Genomic DNA, 15,137 nt, shown 5'->3' with positions numbered 1-15,137 from the left:
CACCCACTTTTTATTTTTTCTCAAAAAGATACTTGCTTCCTTCTTTTGGAACATACATAGGATAATTGCCATCAAAGCAACCTGTGCAAATAGATTTAAGTCCTACACTTTTTATAAGCCCTTCAATACTTAAAAACTGTAGGCTGTCAGCTTCTATTAATTTGCATATCTCTTCAACTGACATCCTCGCCGCTATCAATTCTTTTTTTGTCGGAGTATCAATTCCAAAGTAGCAGGAATATTTAACAGGAGGTGAACTTATCCTCACATGGACTTCTTTTGCTCCTCCACTCTTTAATAAACTCACCAATCTCTTCATAGTAGTACCTCTAACAATTGAATCATCTATTAAAATTATTCTTTTGCCTTGAACCAATTCTTTTAATACATTCAGCTTTATTCTAACACCTGTCTCTCTATCCCTTTGGTCAGGAGCAATAAAAGTTCTTCCAACGTATTTATTTTTTATAAGTCCCTCACCCATTGGTATACCTGTTTTGAGAGAGTAACCTCTTGCAGAAGCAATACCTGAATCTGGAACTGGTACTACCAAGTCTGCATCTACAGGTGCTTCTTCAGCTAATCTTTTGCCCATCTCCAATCGTGTAAGATAAACACTTCTTCCATCTATGACACTGTCAGGTCTAGCAAAGTAAATATACTCGAAAACACAAGGCATCTTTTTTTCTTCTACTTCTAACTTAACTGACTCTATTCCTTTTTCATCAATTATAACTATTTCTCCTGCTTCTACATCTCGTATTAACTCTGCTCCTATTACGTCAAAGGCACAAGACTCAGAAGATAAGAAATAAGTGTCATCTTTTTTACCTATACAAAGAGGCCTTATACTGTTTACGTCTCTTATACCTATTAATTTATTGTCTGTTAATATCACTAAAGCGTATGAACCTTTTATTTGCTTTATTGTTTCCTTGAGGGCTTCTATTAAGCCATTTTGGAAATTCTTTGCAATTAAATGAAGGATTATTTCACTATCAGTTGTAGTTTGAAATATTCTACCGTCCTTCTCTAATTGGTCTCTTAACTTTTCTACGTTTATCAAATTACCATTATGGGCAAGAGCCATATATTCATTCTTAAAATCAGCAACAAGGGGTTGAGCATTTATAATGTCATTGCTGCCTGTAGTAGAATACCTTACATGGCCTACCCCCATTTTTCCCTCTAATGTCTTTAAATTTTCCTTATTAAAGACCTCGCTGACAAGTCCCAACCCCTTAATACAATTTATTTTTTCGCCATCATAAATAGCTATACCTGAACTTTCCTGCCCTCTGTGCTGCAAGGCTTGTAAGCCATAATAGATATAAGAAGTAACTGAAGTGGACAAACTAAAAGCACCAAAAACACCACATTCCTCTTTTAATTTCTCTCCATTTCCCATTTTATTCTCCCTCTCCAGCTTTCCTCTAAGACTTCTAAAGGAAGGTCTATTATTCTTTTACCATTTATATCAACTACAATATCTTTACCCTCTACAACTCCTACTTTTTGTGCTGGAACTTGGTATTCATAAGCTATTTTTAACACTTCATCTACTTTTTCAGGACTTACAGTAATTAATGCTCTTGATTGAGATTCAGAAAACAATTCTGTATCCTCGCTGAAAGAAGTTTGTAGCGAAATTTTTGCACCTTTTTTACCTGCAATTGCACTTTCAACCAAGGCAGCTGCAAAACCACCCTCTGATATGTCATGAGACGACTTAATTAAGCCTTTATCAATAAGTTTTAACACCAATTCTTGCAATCTTTTTTCTTCTTCCAAGTCTATTTGAGGTGGTTCCCCTTTTACTATTCCAAAGCAAACTTTTAGATACTCGCTTCCTCCAATCTCTCCTTTATTCTCACCTAAAATTATAATTACATCTCTTTCTTTTTTAAAGTCCATTGTACAAATTTTTGATACATCCTCTATAAGGCCTGCCATTCCTATCACAGGAGTAGGATAAATGGCCTCTCCCTCATTTTCATTGTAAAGACTGACATTTCCGCTTACCACAGGTATTTGAAAAGTTTCGCAGGCTTTAGCTATTCCAAATATAGAATTTTTTAACTGCCAATATATTTCTTTCTTTTCTGGATTGCCAAAATTCAAACAATCCGTAACCCCTATAGGCTTAGCACCAACCATACAAAGATTTCGAGCTGCCTCCGCTACAGCAATTTGAGAACCTATATAGGGATCTAAATAACAATATCTACCATTGCAATCCGTTGTCAATGCAACAGCTTTTCTTGTACCTTTTATCCTCACAACAGCCGCATCCATTCCTGGAGTTATTACTGTGTCTGTCCTCACCATGTAATCATATTGGTTGTATATCCATTCTTTACTTGCAATATTTAAAGAAGAAATTACATCTTTTAGAGCTTTATTCATATCCTCTGGAGGTTTTATTTCATTTATATCCAATTTCTTGACCTCTTCTTGCCATTTAGGCACTTCTTCTTCTCTAATATATTGTGGGGCATCTTCTGCTAAAGACTTGGCTGGAACTTCTGCAACTATTTTTCCATCTTTAATCACTCTTATCATTCCATCATCAGTGATTTTCCCTATTGTGGCGGCATTCAGCCCCCATTTTTTAAACACCTTTTGTACCTCTTCTTCTTTGCCTTTCTCTATTACAACCAACATCCTCTCCTGAGATTCAGAAAGCATTATTTCATAGGGTGTCATTCCCTTTTCTCTCAAAGGCACTTTATCAAGGTCAATTTCCATTCCAACTCCACCGCGGGAAGCCATCTCGCAAGAAGAAGAGGTAAGACCTGCTGCTCCCATATCTTGTATAGCAACTACGGCATCTGTTTCAAAAAGTTCTAAGCAAGCCTCTAAAAGCAGTTTTTCCATAAATGGGTCGCCAACCTGAACAGAAGGTCTTTTTTCTTCTGATTCCTCGCTTAATTCCTGAGAAGCAAAACTTGCTCCTCCAATGCCGTCTCTCCCCGTAGTAGCACCTACTATCATAACAGGATTACCTATACCTTTTGCTATCCCTTTCTTTATCTTGTCTTTTTCCACTATTCCTACGCACATCGCATTTACTAAAGGATTCCCTTTGTAACTTTCTTCAAAATAGGTATCACCACCCACCGTAGGAATTCCTATGCAATTTCCATAATCCCCTATACCGGCTACCACGTTTTCGATAAGATATTTAGTCCTTTTATCCTCAGGAATTCCAAATCTCAAAGAATCCAAAAGAGCAATTGGCCTTGCCCCCATTGTAAATATATCTCTTATTATTCCCCCAACACCTGTGGCTGCTCCTTGATAGGGTTCAATCGCCGAAGGATGATTATGACTTTCTATCTTCATCACAACTGCCAAATTATCCCCAATATCCAATACTCCTGCATTTTCTCCTGGCCCTTGTATTACTCTTTCGCCTTTTGTAGGTAGATATTTTAAAAGAGGTTTAGAGTTTTTATAGGCACAATGTTCAGACCACATAACACTATACATACCTAATTCAGTTATATTAGGCTCTCTTCCTAATATCGTAATAATCTTCTCATACTCCTCATCAGTAAGTCCTAATTCTCTCCATATTTTATCCATCATTAAACCCCGCCTTTTACAAAATTATCCACTATTGACCCTAAGATATAAAGCCCGTCAGTATTACCCAGCAAGTGGGTATAAGCTCTCTCTGGATGAGGCATCATTCCTAAAACATTTCCCTTTTTATTTATAACTCCGGCTATTCTCTCAACAGAGCCGTTGATATTTTCTTTATACCTAAAAACAATTTGATTGTTTTCTTTTAGTTCTTTTAAAGTTTTGTCATCTACATAATAATTGCCTTCTCCATGAGCAACTGGAAGTAAAATCTCCTGCCCTTTTTTAAGCCTTGTAGTAAAAGGAGTTTTGTCATTTTCAACTATTATACTGACAGTCTTGCAGATAAATTTCAGCCCTTCATTTTTTCTCAAAGCTCCCGGCAAAAGCCCTGCTTCTGTAAGTATCTGAAATCCGTTGCATATGCCTATAATAAATTTTCCTTTTTCTGCTTCTTCTCTGACAGCCTCCATGACAGGCGAAAACCTGGCAATAGCTCCTGCCCTCAAATAATCACCATAGGAAAATCCTCCTGGTAACATTATAACATCGTACTTGCTCAAATTTTTTTCTTGATGCCACACATACTCTACTTCTTCCCCAAGCCCATCTTTAACAGCATAATAGCAGTCCACATCGCAATTGGAACCTGGAAAAACTATAACAGCAAATTTCATCTTTATCCCTCCACAATTTCAAAGGTGTAATCTTCAATAATTGGATTTGTCAGTATCCTTTTACACATCTCATCTACTTTGTCCTTTAGGAGGGATAAATCGCCATCCTCAAAAGTTAATTCTATATATTTCCCAACCCGCACCTCTTTTACTTCTTCGTATCCTAATGAATGCAAAGCTCCCTTTACTGCTTTTCCTTGAGGGTCAAGTATTCCTTTTTTTAAAGTTATATAGACTTTTGCAATTAGCACTTTACATACCTCCAAGTCTTTTTAAAATTTCTAAATATGCTTCTTCTACTTTGCCCAAATCCTTCCTAAATCTATCTTTATCAAGTTTTTCCATAGTGTTTTTGTCCCAAAATCTGCAAGTATCTGGTGAGATTTCATCTGCTAATAATATTCCTTCACTGCTTTTCCCAAATTCTAATTTAAAATCCACTAAGATAATGTCTTTAGATAAAAAATATTCTGACAAAATTTTGTTGACTTTAAACGTCATTCCTGTCATAGTTTCAATCTCTTCTTTGGTGGCTAATTCGAGAGCTTGTATGTGATATTCGTTAATCATTGGGTCTTTCAATTCGTCATTTTTATATGAGAATTCTAATACAGGCGTTTTAAACTTTAGTCCTTCTTCAAGACCCAATCTTTTGCAAATACTTCCTGCTGCGTAATTTCTCACGATAACTTCTAAAGGGAAAATCTCAACCTTTTTAACCAACATTTCCCTGTCACTAAGTTTTTTCACATAATGGGTGGGTACATTATTTTTTTCTAATAATGCAAATAAAATTGCAGAAACTTTATTATTTACTATACCTTTTTCGGCAATTGTGCCTTTCTTTAAACCATTAAAAGCAGTTGCATCATCTTTGTATTCGATGATATAAAAATTCTCTTCATCTGTCTTATAAACTTTTTTAGCTTTTCCTTCATAAAGCAATTCTCTTTTTTCCATATTTATCTCCTCCAATCTCTTAATTGTTTAACACTTCTTCAGCCATTTTTTCTCTATAATCAGCCAAGGCTTCCTTTAAATAAGTATATTTCAAAGAGAGAATATGGCATGCTAAAAGAGCCGCATTCTCTGCTCCATCTATAGCCACTGTTGCAACAGGAATACCTTTAGGCATTTGGACAATTGATAAAAGAGAGTCAAGACCGTCTAAAGTAGAAGACTTTATGGGAAGACCAATAACAGGCAAGAGTGTATAAGAAGCAATAACACCAGGCAGATGAGCAGCTTTTCCTGCACCTGCGATGATTATATCATAATATTTATCTGCATTTACAGCAAACTCTTGTGTCTCAAAGGGAGTTCTATGGGCAGACAACACTTTAACATCATAGGAAATTTCAAATTCTTCAAGAATTTTTGTGCATCTTTCAACCACAGGCAAATCAGACTTACTTCCAATTATTATTGCAACTTTAGGCATTTTCAATAAAAACCTCCCATCTGTTTTAAATTTTTATAAATAAGAGGGGAAAACCCCTCTTATCTCAAAACAAAATTTATTGTAAAAGCAACAGCAATTACATACATCATCCAATGTATCTCTTTAGCTCTGCCCGATAATAATTTAACCAATGTATAAGAAATAAATCCCAAACCCAATCCTGTGGCAATGCTGTAAGTCAAAGGCATTCCTATTATGGTAATAAAAGCAGGAAAAACTTCTGTAAAATCTTCAAAGTTTATGTGTACTATTTCCGTCATCATCAAAGCTCCAACTATTATTAAGGCTGGCGCTGTAGCAAATGCTGGGACTAGCCCTACCAAAGGAGCTATGAAAAGTGCCAACAAGAAAAACACTGCTACTGTAATGCCTGTCAATCCAGTTTTTCCTCCTTCTGCAATGCCCGCAGCACTTTCAATGTAAGAAGTCACAGTACATGTCCCTAAAACTGGCGAAATCATCGTCCCAACAGAGTCAGAGATAAAAGCCCTTCCTAAAGCTGGAGATTCACCTTTCTCTCCTATCAACCCTGCTTTCTTAAGAAGCCCCATCAAAGTTCCCATGTTGTCAAAAAGTTCAACTATTGTGAAAGTAAAAATTATGTTTAAAAGTCCATAATGAAAAGCTCCTATAATATCAAGTTTACCAAATGTGGGAGCAAGACTCGGTATGTGAAAGCTTATCACATCGCTTATCCCTTTAGGAAGAGGTGAGACACCAAATATCATTGCTACCACAGTAGTAGCTAGAATTGATATTATGAGAGCTCCTCTGACACCTTTAGATATCAGAACAGCTGCCAGTATAAGTCCAAAAATAGAAAGAAAAGTCTCGGGCTTTAAAATATGCCCAAAAGCCACCAAAGTAGCATCAGATTTCACAACTATCCCTGCATTTATAAGTCCTATAAATGCTATGAAAAGTCCTATTCCTACAGGAATAGCTGACCTTAGTGAAGGAGGAACAGCTTCTATTATCCAGCTTCTTATCTTAGTGACAGTGAGAACTAAAAAGACTACTCCTGAAAAAAACACGGCTCCTAGCGCTACAGTCCAATGCAGTCCAAACTGCTTAACTACTGTATAGGTAAAAAAAGCATTTAACCCCATCCCCGGCGCAACAGCAATAGGATAATTTGCTAGAAGAGCCATAAGAGTCGTAGCAATTGCCGAAGACCATATAGTAGCAGCAATTGCAGCCTCTTTTGGAATTCCGGCTTCGCTTAAAATCTGTGGGTTTACAAATATTATATAAGCTAAAGTGATAAAAGTAGTAGTACCTGCCAAAACTTCTGTTTTAAAATCTGTGTTTCTCTCTCTTAATTTAAATAATCTTTCAATTAGTCCGTTTTGTATATTTGACTTGTTTTTCATTAATTCTCCTCCTTTTTCAATTTTAAGAAAAAAATATGCCCGGCAGGAATAGAGTGAAACCTATCCTCCCGGGCTTTTATCCCTTAGGTGTAGTATATGAAAACCCATATACCTGTACCGCTCGGTCCAAACACCTATAAACTAGGCTGGAACCCTAGGTACACTTTCACTCATAGTCGAACAATTTACGGTTGTTCGGTAGAAACTCCCGAGCCATATTCTCGGGATTATATGAGTGCTTTTTATTCAATTGTCACACTTATATCTTATCAACTTTTTTAATATTAGTCAACCTTGTTTACGAATTTTTTTATAAAAAGTCAAATTAATGTTCGGATTTTACTCCCACTCTATAGTAGCAGGCGGTTTAGAAGTAATGTCGTAAAGTACTCGATTTATTCCTGGAACTTCATTAGTAATACTAGTAGATATACTTTCTAAAATTTCATAAGGAAGCTTTGTCCAATCTGCTGTCATTCCGTCGTAGCTATCTACTACCCTCAAAATTATGGCATAGGCGTAAGTTCTCTCATCTCCCATAACTCCAACACTTTTTATACCAGGCAAAATCGCGAAAGATTGCCATACTTTATTGTACCAGCCAAACTTTTTCATTTCTCTTAAAACTATACTGTCAGCTTGTCTCAAAATTTCCAACTTCTCTTCTGTAACCTCACCAAGGATTCGAACTGCTAATCCTGGTCCAGGGAAAGGTTGCCTATACAATATTTCCTCGGGGATTCCCAATTCTTTTCCTACTTGCCTTACTTCATCTTTAAAAAGCATTTTCAAAGGTTCAATAAGTTCAAAACCTATATCTTCAGGCAAACCTCCCACATTGTGGTGGCTTTTAATAGTAGAAGATATACCATTGCCACTCTCTATTACATCAGGATACAAAGTACCTTGCACTAAAAACTTCACATCTCCTATTTTTAAGGCTTCTTCTTTAAAAACTTCTATAAAAACATTACCAATAATTTTTCTCTTTTCTTCTGGATCCGTAACTCCTTTAAGCCGTGACAAAAATCTATCCTTTGCATCTACCCGGATTATATTCATATCATAATTTTTTCTAAAAGTTTCAATAACTATATCTCCTTCGTTTTTCCTTAAAAGCCCTGTATCAACAAAAATGCACACCAATTGGTCGTGAATAGCTCTATCTACTAAAACAGCAGCCACTGAAGAATCTACACCACCAGACAGCGCACATACAGCTTTGTGTGTTCCTACTTTCGCTTTTATTTCCTTTACTGTCTGCTCAATTAAAGATTCCATTGTCCAATCTGCCGCGCAATCACATACTTCAAAAAGGAAATTTCTTATAATCTCTGTTCCTCTATGAGTATGTGAAACTTCAGGATGAAATTGAACTGCATACAATTTCTTTTCTACATTCGCAATTGCTGCGATAGGACAGTTGTCAGTAGAAGCTACTACCTTAAAATCTGGAGGAGGAAGTTCTATGTGGTCAGTATGGCTCATCCAAACAACAGTATCTCTTTCTATCCCTTTAAACAAAGGAATAGTATTATTTAAGACAATTTCTGTCTTGCCATATTCTTTCACAGGTGCTGGCACAACTTTCCCGCCTAAAAGCTCTGTCATAAGTTGTGCACCATAACATATACCTAGCACAGGATAGCCTAACTCAAAAATTTCCTTATCGCATTTAGGAGCATTTTTTGCATATACACTGGCAGGTCCTCCAGAAAGCACAATTCCTTTTGGCTCTTTTTTTCGTACCTCCTCTGGAGAAATATTGTAAGGAACAATCTCGCAAAAAACATTTGCTTCTCTTATTCTTCTCGCAATTAATTGTGTGTATTGGCCTCCAAAATCTAAAACTAACACTACTTCCCGTTTAATCCCCATTAAAATCCTCCTCTTATCTCAAATTATAATTAGGAGCTTCCTTTGTAATAATTATATCATGAGGATGACTTTCAGTTAATCCTGCCTGCGTTATTTTTATAAATTTTGTTTTTGACCTAAGTTCTTCAATATTGCGAACACCACAATATCCCATTCCTGCTCTTAAACCACCAACTAATTGATACACCGTCTCTTTTAAAGGTCCTTTATAAGGTACTCTCCCTTCTACCCCTTCTGGTACAAACTTCGTGACATCTTCTTGGAAATACCTATCTGAGCTTCCTTCTTTCATTGCTCCCAAAGAACCCATGCCTCTATAGACCTTATAGCTTCTCCCTTGATATATCTCTATTTCTCCGGGACTTTCTTCTGTTCCTGCAAAAAGGCTTCCCAGCATAACTACAGAAGCTCCTGCCGCAATGGCTTTTACGATGTCCCCCGAATACTTAATCCCTCCATCTGCAATTATAGGTATTCCATACTTGTCCGCTTCTTGAGCACAATCGTAAATAGCAGTAATTTGAGGAACTCCTATTCCAGCGATCACCCTCGTAGTACAAATTGACCCTGGGCCAATACCAACTTTTACACAATCTGTCCCTCTCTCTATTAACTCTCTTGTGGCTTCAGCCGTAGCTACATTCCCTGCTATCAGCTGCAGGTCTGGATATTTTTCTTTTATCTTAGAGACGGCCTCCAAAACTCCTTTAGAATGACCGTGAGCTGTATCTATCACGATAGCGTCTACACCTGCTTCTACTAATGCTTTGACTCTATCCATCATGTCTTTTCCAACACCGACAGCAGCAGCCACTAAAAGTCTTCCTTTGCTATCTTTTGCCGCATTAGGAAACTCAACGGCTTTTTCTATATCTTTTATGGTTATGAGCCCTTTTAAAACGTTGTTTCCATCTACTAACGGCAATTTTTCTATTTTATGTTTTTTTAGTATCTGTCTTGCTTCCTCTAAAGTAGTTCCAGGAGGAGCAGTTACCAAATTGTCTTTTGTCATAACTTCTCTTATCGGTTTATCCAAATCATCTTCAAATCTTATATCGCGATTAGTGATTATTCCTACAAGTTTCGAATCAACAGTGATAGGTACTCCCGATATTTTATACCTTGCCATAAGTTCAGCTGCATCTTTAATAGTATGGTCAGGAGTAAGAGAGAAAGGATCCGTTATGACACCATGTTCTGACCTTTTGACTTTGTCAACTTCTAAAGCTTGTCTTTCAACAGACATGTTTTTGTGAATTACACCTATGCCGCCCTCTCTTGCTATAGCAATTGCAAGTTTGGATTCTGTAACAGTGTCCATTCCAGCGCTCATTAAAGGAATGTTTAAAGTAATTTTTTTAGTAAGTTTCGTCTTTAAATCTACATCCTTAGGAAGCACATCGGATTTAGCAGGAATTAAAAGAACATCATCAAAAGTTAAACCTTCTTTAACAAATTTTCCCTCCATATTTACATCTCCCTTTTAGTTTTATTATAACATATTATTCGCAAAATTTTTTTGAACATCATACAATTTACACAATTAACTTGTGGGCCTTTATAAAATAAAAGCCCGAGGGTAGAATTTCCTCAGGCCAAAAAGGCAACAACAAATTCCACCCATAGTAAAGCAGTTTACGGCTGCTTTGTAGAAACTCCCGTGCCATATTCACGGGATTATATGAGTTCCTCTAATAAAACTATTGACTTGTTAAATGAATAATTTATTATTCAATATAACAAATTTACATGTCTATGTCAACAGTACAAAAAATACAATTCAACTTCTCAATTGTAATGAACTACAACGAGTTATCATTTATCCCTCCAGGTAGTTTTGGGACTGTCCCTGAACCATATAAAATATTCGAAAAGAAAATAATTGAATGACCTCCCAAAAGGGAGGTCAAATTTTTCTCATTTAATTTTCATTTTAGGAAGTTTTATCGTGAAAATGGTGCGCCCGAGAGGACTCGAACCTCCGGCACGCAGTTTAGGAAACTGCTGCTCTATCCTGCTGAGCTACGGGCGCTCAAAAACTTGCTACAAAAGTATTTTATCAGACAATTTCAAAGCTGTCAAGGCTAAAACTTAAAAGGGCTAAGCTTTCGCTCAGCCCTTTTTATCACATCATATCCATTCCTGCTCCGGGATTTGGCATTGCTGTATTCTTCTCTGGGATATCTACCACTACTGCTTCTGTCGTGAGTATCATTGAAGCAATTGATGCAGCATTTTGCAAAGCTGTCCTTGTAACCTTTGTTGGGTCTACAATACCTGCTTTGAACATGTCTGTAAATTCTTCCTTGTAAGCATCATATCCGAAGTTTGGATCTTTAGCAACTTTTATTTTTTCTACTATTACAGAACCGTCAACACCAGCATTTGCTGCAATTTGTCTTACGGGTTCTTCTAATGCCCTTAAAACTATCTTCGCACCTGTCTTGAAGTCGCCATCTAAGGAATCAACTACTTTTTGCACATCTTCTATTACATTGAGAAGTGCAATACCGCCACCAGGCACTATACCTTCCTCCACTGCTGCTTTTGTAGCCGCCAATGCGTCTTCAATTCTGTGTTTCTTTTCTTTAAGCTCTGTCTCAGTTGCAGCACCAGCTTGAATGACAGCTACACCACCCGCCAATTTTGCTAGTCTTTCTTGTAATTTTTCTCTATCATAATCAGAGGTAGTTTCCTCAATTTGAGCCTTAATTTGATTTACTCTCTTCTTAATTTCTGCAGCATCGCCTGCTCCGCCTACAATTGTGGTATTCTCTTTTGTAACTTTTACTTGTCTTGCGCGGCCAAGCATATCTAATCTTACATCTTTTAAGTCATAACCTAATTCTTCTGAAATTACTTGACCACCTGTCAGTATTGCTATATCTTGTAGCATTTCTTTTCTTCTGTCACCAAAGCCAGGAGCTTTTACTGCTACACACGTAAATGTACCTCTTAATTTGTTGACAACTAATGTTGCCAATGCTTCACCTTCTACATCATCAGCTATAATAAGAAGTTTCTTACCGTGTTGCACTACTTGCTCCAAGAGTGGCAACAAGTCTTGGATATTTGAAAGTTTCTTATCTGTTATGAGTATAACAGGCTCTTCTAATACTGCTTCCATTTTTTCAGCATCAGTTACCATGTATGGAGAAATATATCCTCTGTCAAATTGCATTCCTTCAACAACCTCAAGGGTTGTACCTAAAGTCTTTGATTCTTCAACCGTTATAACTCCATCTTTACCTACTTTGTCCATTGCTTCTGCAATGAGATTACCTATTTCTTCATCAGCAGCAGAGATAGAAGCAACATGGGCAATTGATTCTTTATTATCAATAGGTTTAGATATCCTCTTTAACCCCTCAACTGCAGCATCTACAGCCTTCGCAATACCTCTTCTTAAAAGCATTGGGTTAGCTCCCGCAGCAAGGTTCTTGAGTCCCTCACGAACCATTGCCTGAGCTAAAAGCGTTGCAGTCGTTGTACCATCACCAGCAACATCATTAGTTTTTGTAGCTACTTCCTTCAAAAGTTGCGCACCTTGATTTTCAAAGGGATCCTCTAATTCAATTTCTCTTGCAATAGTAACACCGTCATTTGTAACCGTAGGGGAACCATATTTTTTGTCCAATACTACATTACGACCCCTTGGTCCTAATGTAACTTTTACAGTATCCGCAACTGCATTAACTCCTCTTTCTAATGCTCTTCTTGCTTCCTCTCCATATTTGATTTGTTTTGCCATTTTCAACTACCTCCTTATTCTATAATTGCTAGAATATCGCTTTCTCTTAAAAGTAGATATTCTTCACCATCTAACTTAACTTCTGTTCCCGCATACTTGGAGAAGATTACTCTATCACCGACTTTTACTTCTAATTCTACTTTTTTACCGTCTATGTATTCCCCTGTTCCTACTGCAACTACTTCACCTTGTTGTGGTTTTTCTTTTGCTGTACCTGGTAAAATAACTCCGCCTTTTGTAACTTCTTCTGCCTGGATTACTTTGACCACAACTCTGTCTCCGAGTGGTTTTAATCTCATATACTTTATCCCTCCTCCTTCATTTATTAGCACTCAACTTATGTGAGTGCTAATCCCAATCTTTATATTAATTTAAGTGGTAAAACATATCAAACTTTATTATAGCCTATTTTAGGCCATATATTCTGATTATCTATGATTTTACCCAAATATTATGATTTTATGCCATTATTTATCGATTTAGACTATGTTTCTGTATTTTGTATTTAAAAATAAAAAATACAGGGAAAATATTTATTCCCCTTTACCATCAGATTTAACTAATCCTTGTTGTTTAAGATAATTAATCATATTATACATATACTGCTGCTGTTCCTTTGTCAACATAGATTTGAGATTGTCTATAATTGCTACCTGCTGGTCAGATAATCCTTGAGGTAATGAATTGTTTTCTTCTTTCTCTAATTGTTCCTCTGTTTCTTTTTTATTGGTATCTAAAATTTTATCTCCTTCCTCTATTTTCGATATTTCCTCTTTATCTTCTATTCTTTCTATTTCCTCTTTATTTTCTTCTGATTTTTGTTCTTCTTCCTCCATACTCCTAGTAGAAGATTGTAATTGTTTTTTCTCCTCTTTCATGCTGTTCATAATACCCTCTGCTTTGTTTAATACTTCCAACAATTTTATATTCTTTGCCAGCTTATCAGTTTCTTCTAACTTTTCTTCAGGAATTATAGGCCTTAGGGCCTCATAAATATCAATTATTTTGTCGAAAATATTGTCTTTATCTTCTTCTTTTGAATATTTCTCCATTTTTTCTTGCAAATTCTTCAACGCTTCATGAAATTTTAAAAACTTATCTATCACAATTTTTTTATCTTCCGTTATGTAGGGTTTTATCGCTTTCAAAATTCCTATTTTATCTACTTCTATTTTTTCTGCCACTTCAATTTCTTCTTCTGAAAGGCTCATCAATTTTTTTTGTATTTCAATTATTTCGGCTATTTTAGAGAAAATATCTACATAATATTGGTCTCTCTTGTTTAGATAAGGCTTTACGCTACCTACAAAATCTTTTCCCTTTGTTATCACTTCGTACACATCTATTGAAGTTTTTTTATTTTCCTGCGGTGAAGATAATTCATCTTTATCTTCTTCTGTAACTTCTTCTTTTTTTCTTTCCTTTTCTATACCCATTACCTGAAATCTCACAAATGCTACTATCAAAAGTTCTACAGCAAGTATTTTTAATAAAATCTCCTTTTGCAAAACAAATTCCCCCTATTTTTAATCTCTTACTAAATATATGTAAGGGGTTAGTCTATTATTATAGACCACCCCTATTTTTTGTCTAATTTTTTTCCCAAATAATTATTCCTGGAACAAATAGAAGTATTAAAATTATTATTATGAAAATCCAAAACCAACCTCCGACAAATCCTATTCCTTTTTCTTCTGGCATAAATACTACCTCCCTTCAGACAGGTAAATAATAGGGAAATAAATTTTTTATCTTTAGCTAATATATAATACGTAATTTTAAGAATTTGTGTTACCAAAATTAATGCCTGTTAATGACCACAAAAATCGCTTTGCTTTTTTTCGCGGTTTTTCTTCCTGCAAAATTACAAGTATTAAAAAGAAGAACAGTAGACTTTCAAGCTCAAATCTTACATCCAACAGCAAGGTTAAAATTACAAAGAAGAACAACAGAGCATCTCCAGAAAAAGACATATATTATCACTCCACACGCATCAAATTTTCTAAGTAAACAAGGCTCTATCGCAGGATAGAGCCCTTTAAAATTACTTGAGTTCATTGAAAAACCAGCCTAATCCGCCATCCATTATTATTACAAGGAGTATGAAGAAGAACAGCAATGTCTCTAAAGACCATGTTACATTAAGCCAGCCTCCACCAAGCGCTAATACAAGTATCAAGAAGAAAAACAACAAATTGCTTTCGCCAAAAACTGAACTTGTTCCTGCCATATTGATCCCCCTTTAAGCAATTTTTAACACCTAATCAAGTTTTTGGTTCTTCAACGATAATTCCTGGGATAAACAAGAAAATCAACAGTATGATGATTATGATCCAAAACCACCCAAATCCTGCTCCGCTTTTATCTACTGGCATAAATAATTTTCCTCCTTTCAAGTTTCATCCTTT

14 protein-coding genes, 1 tRNA gene and 2 riboswitches are annotated in these 15,137 nt (G+C 36.0%); all 15 genes read right to left on the bottom strand.

Annotated elements, in window-relative coordinates; genetic code table 11:
* Positions 1-10 precede the first annotated feature (10 nt).
* A complete protein-coding gene (purF, locus tag THYS13_RS13270; protein ID WP_042835007.1) occupies positions 11-1,408 on the bottom strand; it encodes an amidophosphoribosyltransferase in 1,398 nt (465 codons plus the stop codon).
* Complete coding sequence (gene purL, locus THYS13_RS13265) at positions 1,387-3,588, bottom strand: phosphoribosylformylglycinamidine synthase subunit PurL (RefSeq protein WP_042835093.1); 2,202 nt, start codon at positions 3,586-3,588, stop codon at positions 1,387-1,389. Before purL ends, purF begins: the two co-directional genes overlap by 22 nt.
* Positions 3,589-3,590: 2 nt before the next feature.
* Positions 3,591-4,265 carry a phosphoribosylformylglycinamidine synthase subunit PurQ gene (purQ, locus tag THYS13_RS13260; RefSeq protein WP_042835006.1) on the bottom strand — a complete coding sequence of 225 codons (675 nt, stop codon included), beginning with the start codon at positions 4,263-4,265 and terminating at the stop codon, positions 3,591-3,593.
* A gap of 2 nt (positions 4,266-4,267) precedes the next feature.
* The gene (gene purS, locus THYS13_RS13255; RefSeq protein WP_011025203.1) at positions 4,268-4,516 is read right to left on the bottom strand and encodes a phosphoribosylformylglycinamidine synthase subunit PurS; all 249 of its coding nucleotides are present in this window, start codon (positions 4,514-4,516) and stop codon (positions 4,268-4,270) included.
* A gap of 1 nt (position 4,517) precedes the next feature.
* Positions 4,518-5,225, bottom strand: coding sequence for a phosphoribosylaminoimidazolesuccinocarboxamide synthase (gene purC, locus THYS13_RS13250; RefSeq protein ID WP_042835005.1), 708 nt, complete (start codon positions 5,223-5,225; stop codon positions 4,518-4,520).
* Between the two features lie 19 nt (positions 5,226-5,244).
* Positions 5,245-5,706 (bottom strand): 5-(carboxyamino)imidazole ribonucleotide mutase, encoded by a 462-nt coding sequence (gene purE, locus THYS13_RS13245; RefSeq protein ID WP_042835092.1) that lies wholly within the window; start codon positions 5,704-5,706, stop codon positions 5,245-5,247.
* Positions 5,707-5,765: 59 nt separating this feature from the next.
* Complete coding sequence (locus tag THYS13_RS13240; RefSeq protein ID WP_042835004.1) at positions 5,766-7,100, bottom strand: NCS2 family permease; 1,335 nt, start codon at positions 7,098-7,100, stop codon at positions 5,766-5,768.
* 153 nt (positions 7,101-7,253) lie between these two features.
* Positions 7,254-7,355, bottom strand: a riboswitch (purine riboswitch).
* 84 nt (positions 7,356-7,439) lie between these two features.
* A complete protein-coding gene (gene guaA / locus THYS13_RS13235; protein WP_042835003.1) occupies positions 7,440-8,978 on the bottom strand; it encodes a glutamine-hydrolyzing GMP synthase in 1,539 nt (512 codons plus the stop codon).
* A gap of 13 nt (positions 8,979-8,991) precedes the next feature.
* Positions 8,992-10,446 (bottom strand): IMP dehydrogenase, encoded by a 1,455-nt coding sequence (gene guaB, locus THYS13_RS13230; protein WP_042835002.1) that lies wholly within the window; start codon positions 10,444-10,446, stop codon positions 8,992-8,994.
* A 135-nt stretch (positions 10,447-10,581) separates the two neighbouring features.
* A riboswitch (purine riboswitch) is annotated at positions 10,582-10,683 on the bottom strand.
* Positions 10,684-10,933: 250 nt separating this feature from the next.
* A tRNA-Arg gene (locus THYS13_RS13225) sits at positions 10,934-11,010 on the bottom strand.
* 93 nt (positions 11,011-11,103) lie between these two features.
* Positions 11,104-12,729: a chaperonin GroEL gene (gene groL, locus THYS13_RS13220; protein WP_042835001.1), complete on the bottom strand. Its 1,626-nt coding sequence runs from the start codon at positions 12,727-12,729 to the stop codon at positions 11,104-11,106.
* Between the two features lie 14 nt (positions 12,730-12,743).
* Positions 12,744-13,028, bottom strand: a complete 285-nt coding sequence (gene groES, locus THYS13_RS13215; protein WP_003870514.1) for a co-chaperone GroES — start codon at positions 13,026-13,028, stop codon at positions 12,744-12,746.
* A gap of 234 nt (positions 13,029-13,262) precedes the next feature.
* Complete coding sequence (locus THYS13_RS13210; protein ID WP_042835000.1) at positions 13,263-14,237, bottom strand: hypothetical protein; 975 nt, start codon at positions 14,235-14,237, stop codon at positions 13,263-13,265.
* A gap of 270 nt (positions 14,238-14,507) precedes the next feature.
* Entirely contained in the window at positions 14,508-14,702 is a 195-nt protein-coding gene (locus THYS13_RS13205) for a hypothetical protein (RefSeq protein ID WP_042834999.1), read from the bottom strand.
* Positions 14,703-14,773: 71 nt separating this feature from the next.
* Complete coding sequence (locus tag THYS13_RS13200; protein ID WP_003869358.1) at positions 14,774-14,959, bottom strand: hypothetical protein; 186 nt, start codon at positions 14,957-14,959, stop codon at positions 14,774-14,776.
* Positions 14,960-15,137: the final 178 nt, after the last annotated feature.

This window comes from Thermoanaerobacter sp. YS13, from assembly GCF_000806225.2.
GTDB lineage: Bacteria > Bacillota > Thermoanaerobacteria > Thermoanaerobacterales > Thermoanaerobacteraceae > Thermoanaerobacter > Thermoanaerobacter uzonensis.
The sequence above is the reverse complement of the archived record's forward strand: the minus strand, read 5'-3'. Positions and strand labels throughout refer to the sequence as shown.

Coding starts and splice junctions, on each gene's coding strand:
- purF (WP_042835007.1), bottom strand. CDS start 1,408: ATGGGAAATGGAGAGAAATTAAAAGAGGAATGTGGTGTTTTTGGTGCT.
- purL (WP_042835093.1), bottom strand. CDS start 3,588: ATGGATAAAATATGGAGAGAATTAGGACTTACTGATGAGGAGTATGAG.
- purQ (WP_042835006.1), bottom strand. CDS start 4,265: ATGAAATTTGCTGTTATAGTTTTTCCAGGTTCCAATTGCGATGTGGAC.
- purC (WP_042835005.1), bottom strand. CDS start 5,225: ATGGAAAAAAGAGAATTGCTTTATGAAGGAAAAGCTAAAAAAGTTTAT.
- purE (WP_042835092.1), bottom strand. CDS start 5,706: ATGCCTAAAGTTGCAATAATAATTGGAAGTAAGTCTGATTTGCCTGTG.
- THYS13_RS13240 (WP_042835004.1), bottom strand. CDS start 7,100: ATGAAAAACAAGTCAAATATACAAAACGGACTAATTGAAAGATTATTT.
- guaA (WP_042835003.1), bottom strand. CDS start 8,978: ATGGGGATTAAACGGGAAGTAGTGTTAGTTTTAGATTTTGGAGGCCAA.
- guaB (WP_042835002.1), bottom strand. CDS start 10,446: ATGGAGGGAAAATTTGTTAAAGAAGGTTTAACTTTTGATGATGTTCTT.
- groL (WP_042835001.1), bottom strand. CDS start 12,729: ATGGCAAAACAAATCAAATATGGAGAGGAAGCAAGAAGAGCATTAGAA.
- groES (WP_003870514.1), bottom strand. CDS start 13,028: ATGAGATTAAAACCACTCGGAGACAGAGTTGTGGTCAAAGTAATCCAG.
- THYS13_RS13205 (WP_042834999.1), bottom strand. CDS start 14,702: ATGTCTTTTTCTGGAGATGCTCTGTTGTTCTTCTTTGTAATTTTAACC.
- THYS13_RS13200 (WP_003869358.1), bottom strand. CDS start 14,959: ATGGCAGGAACAAGTTCAGTTTTTGGCGAAAGCAATTTGTTGTTTTTC.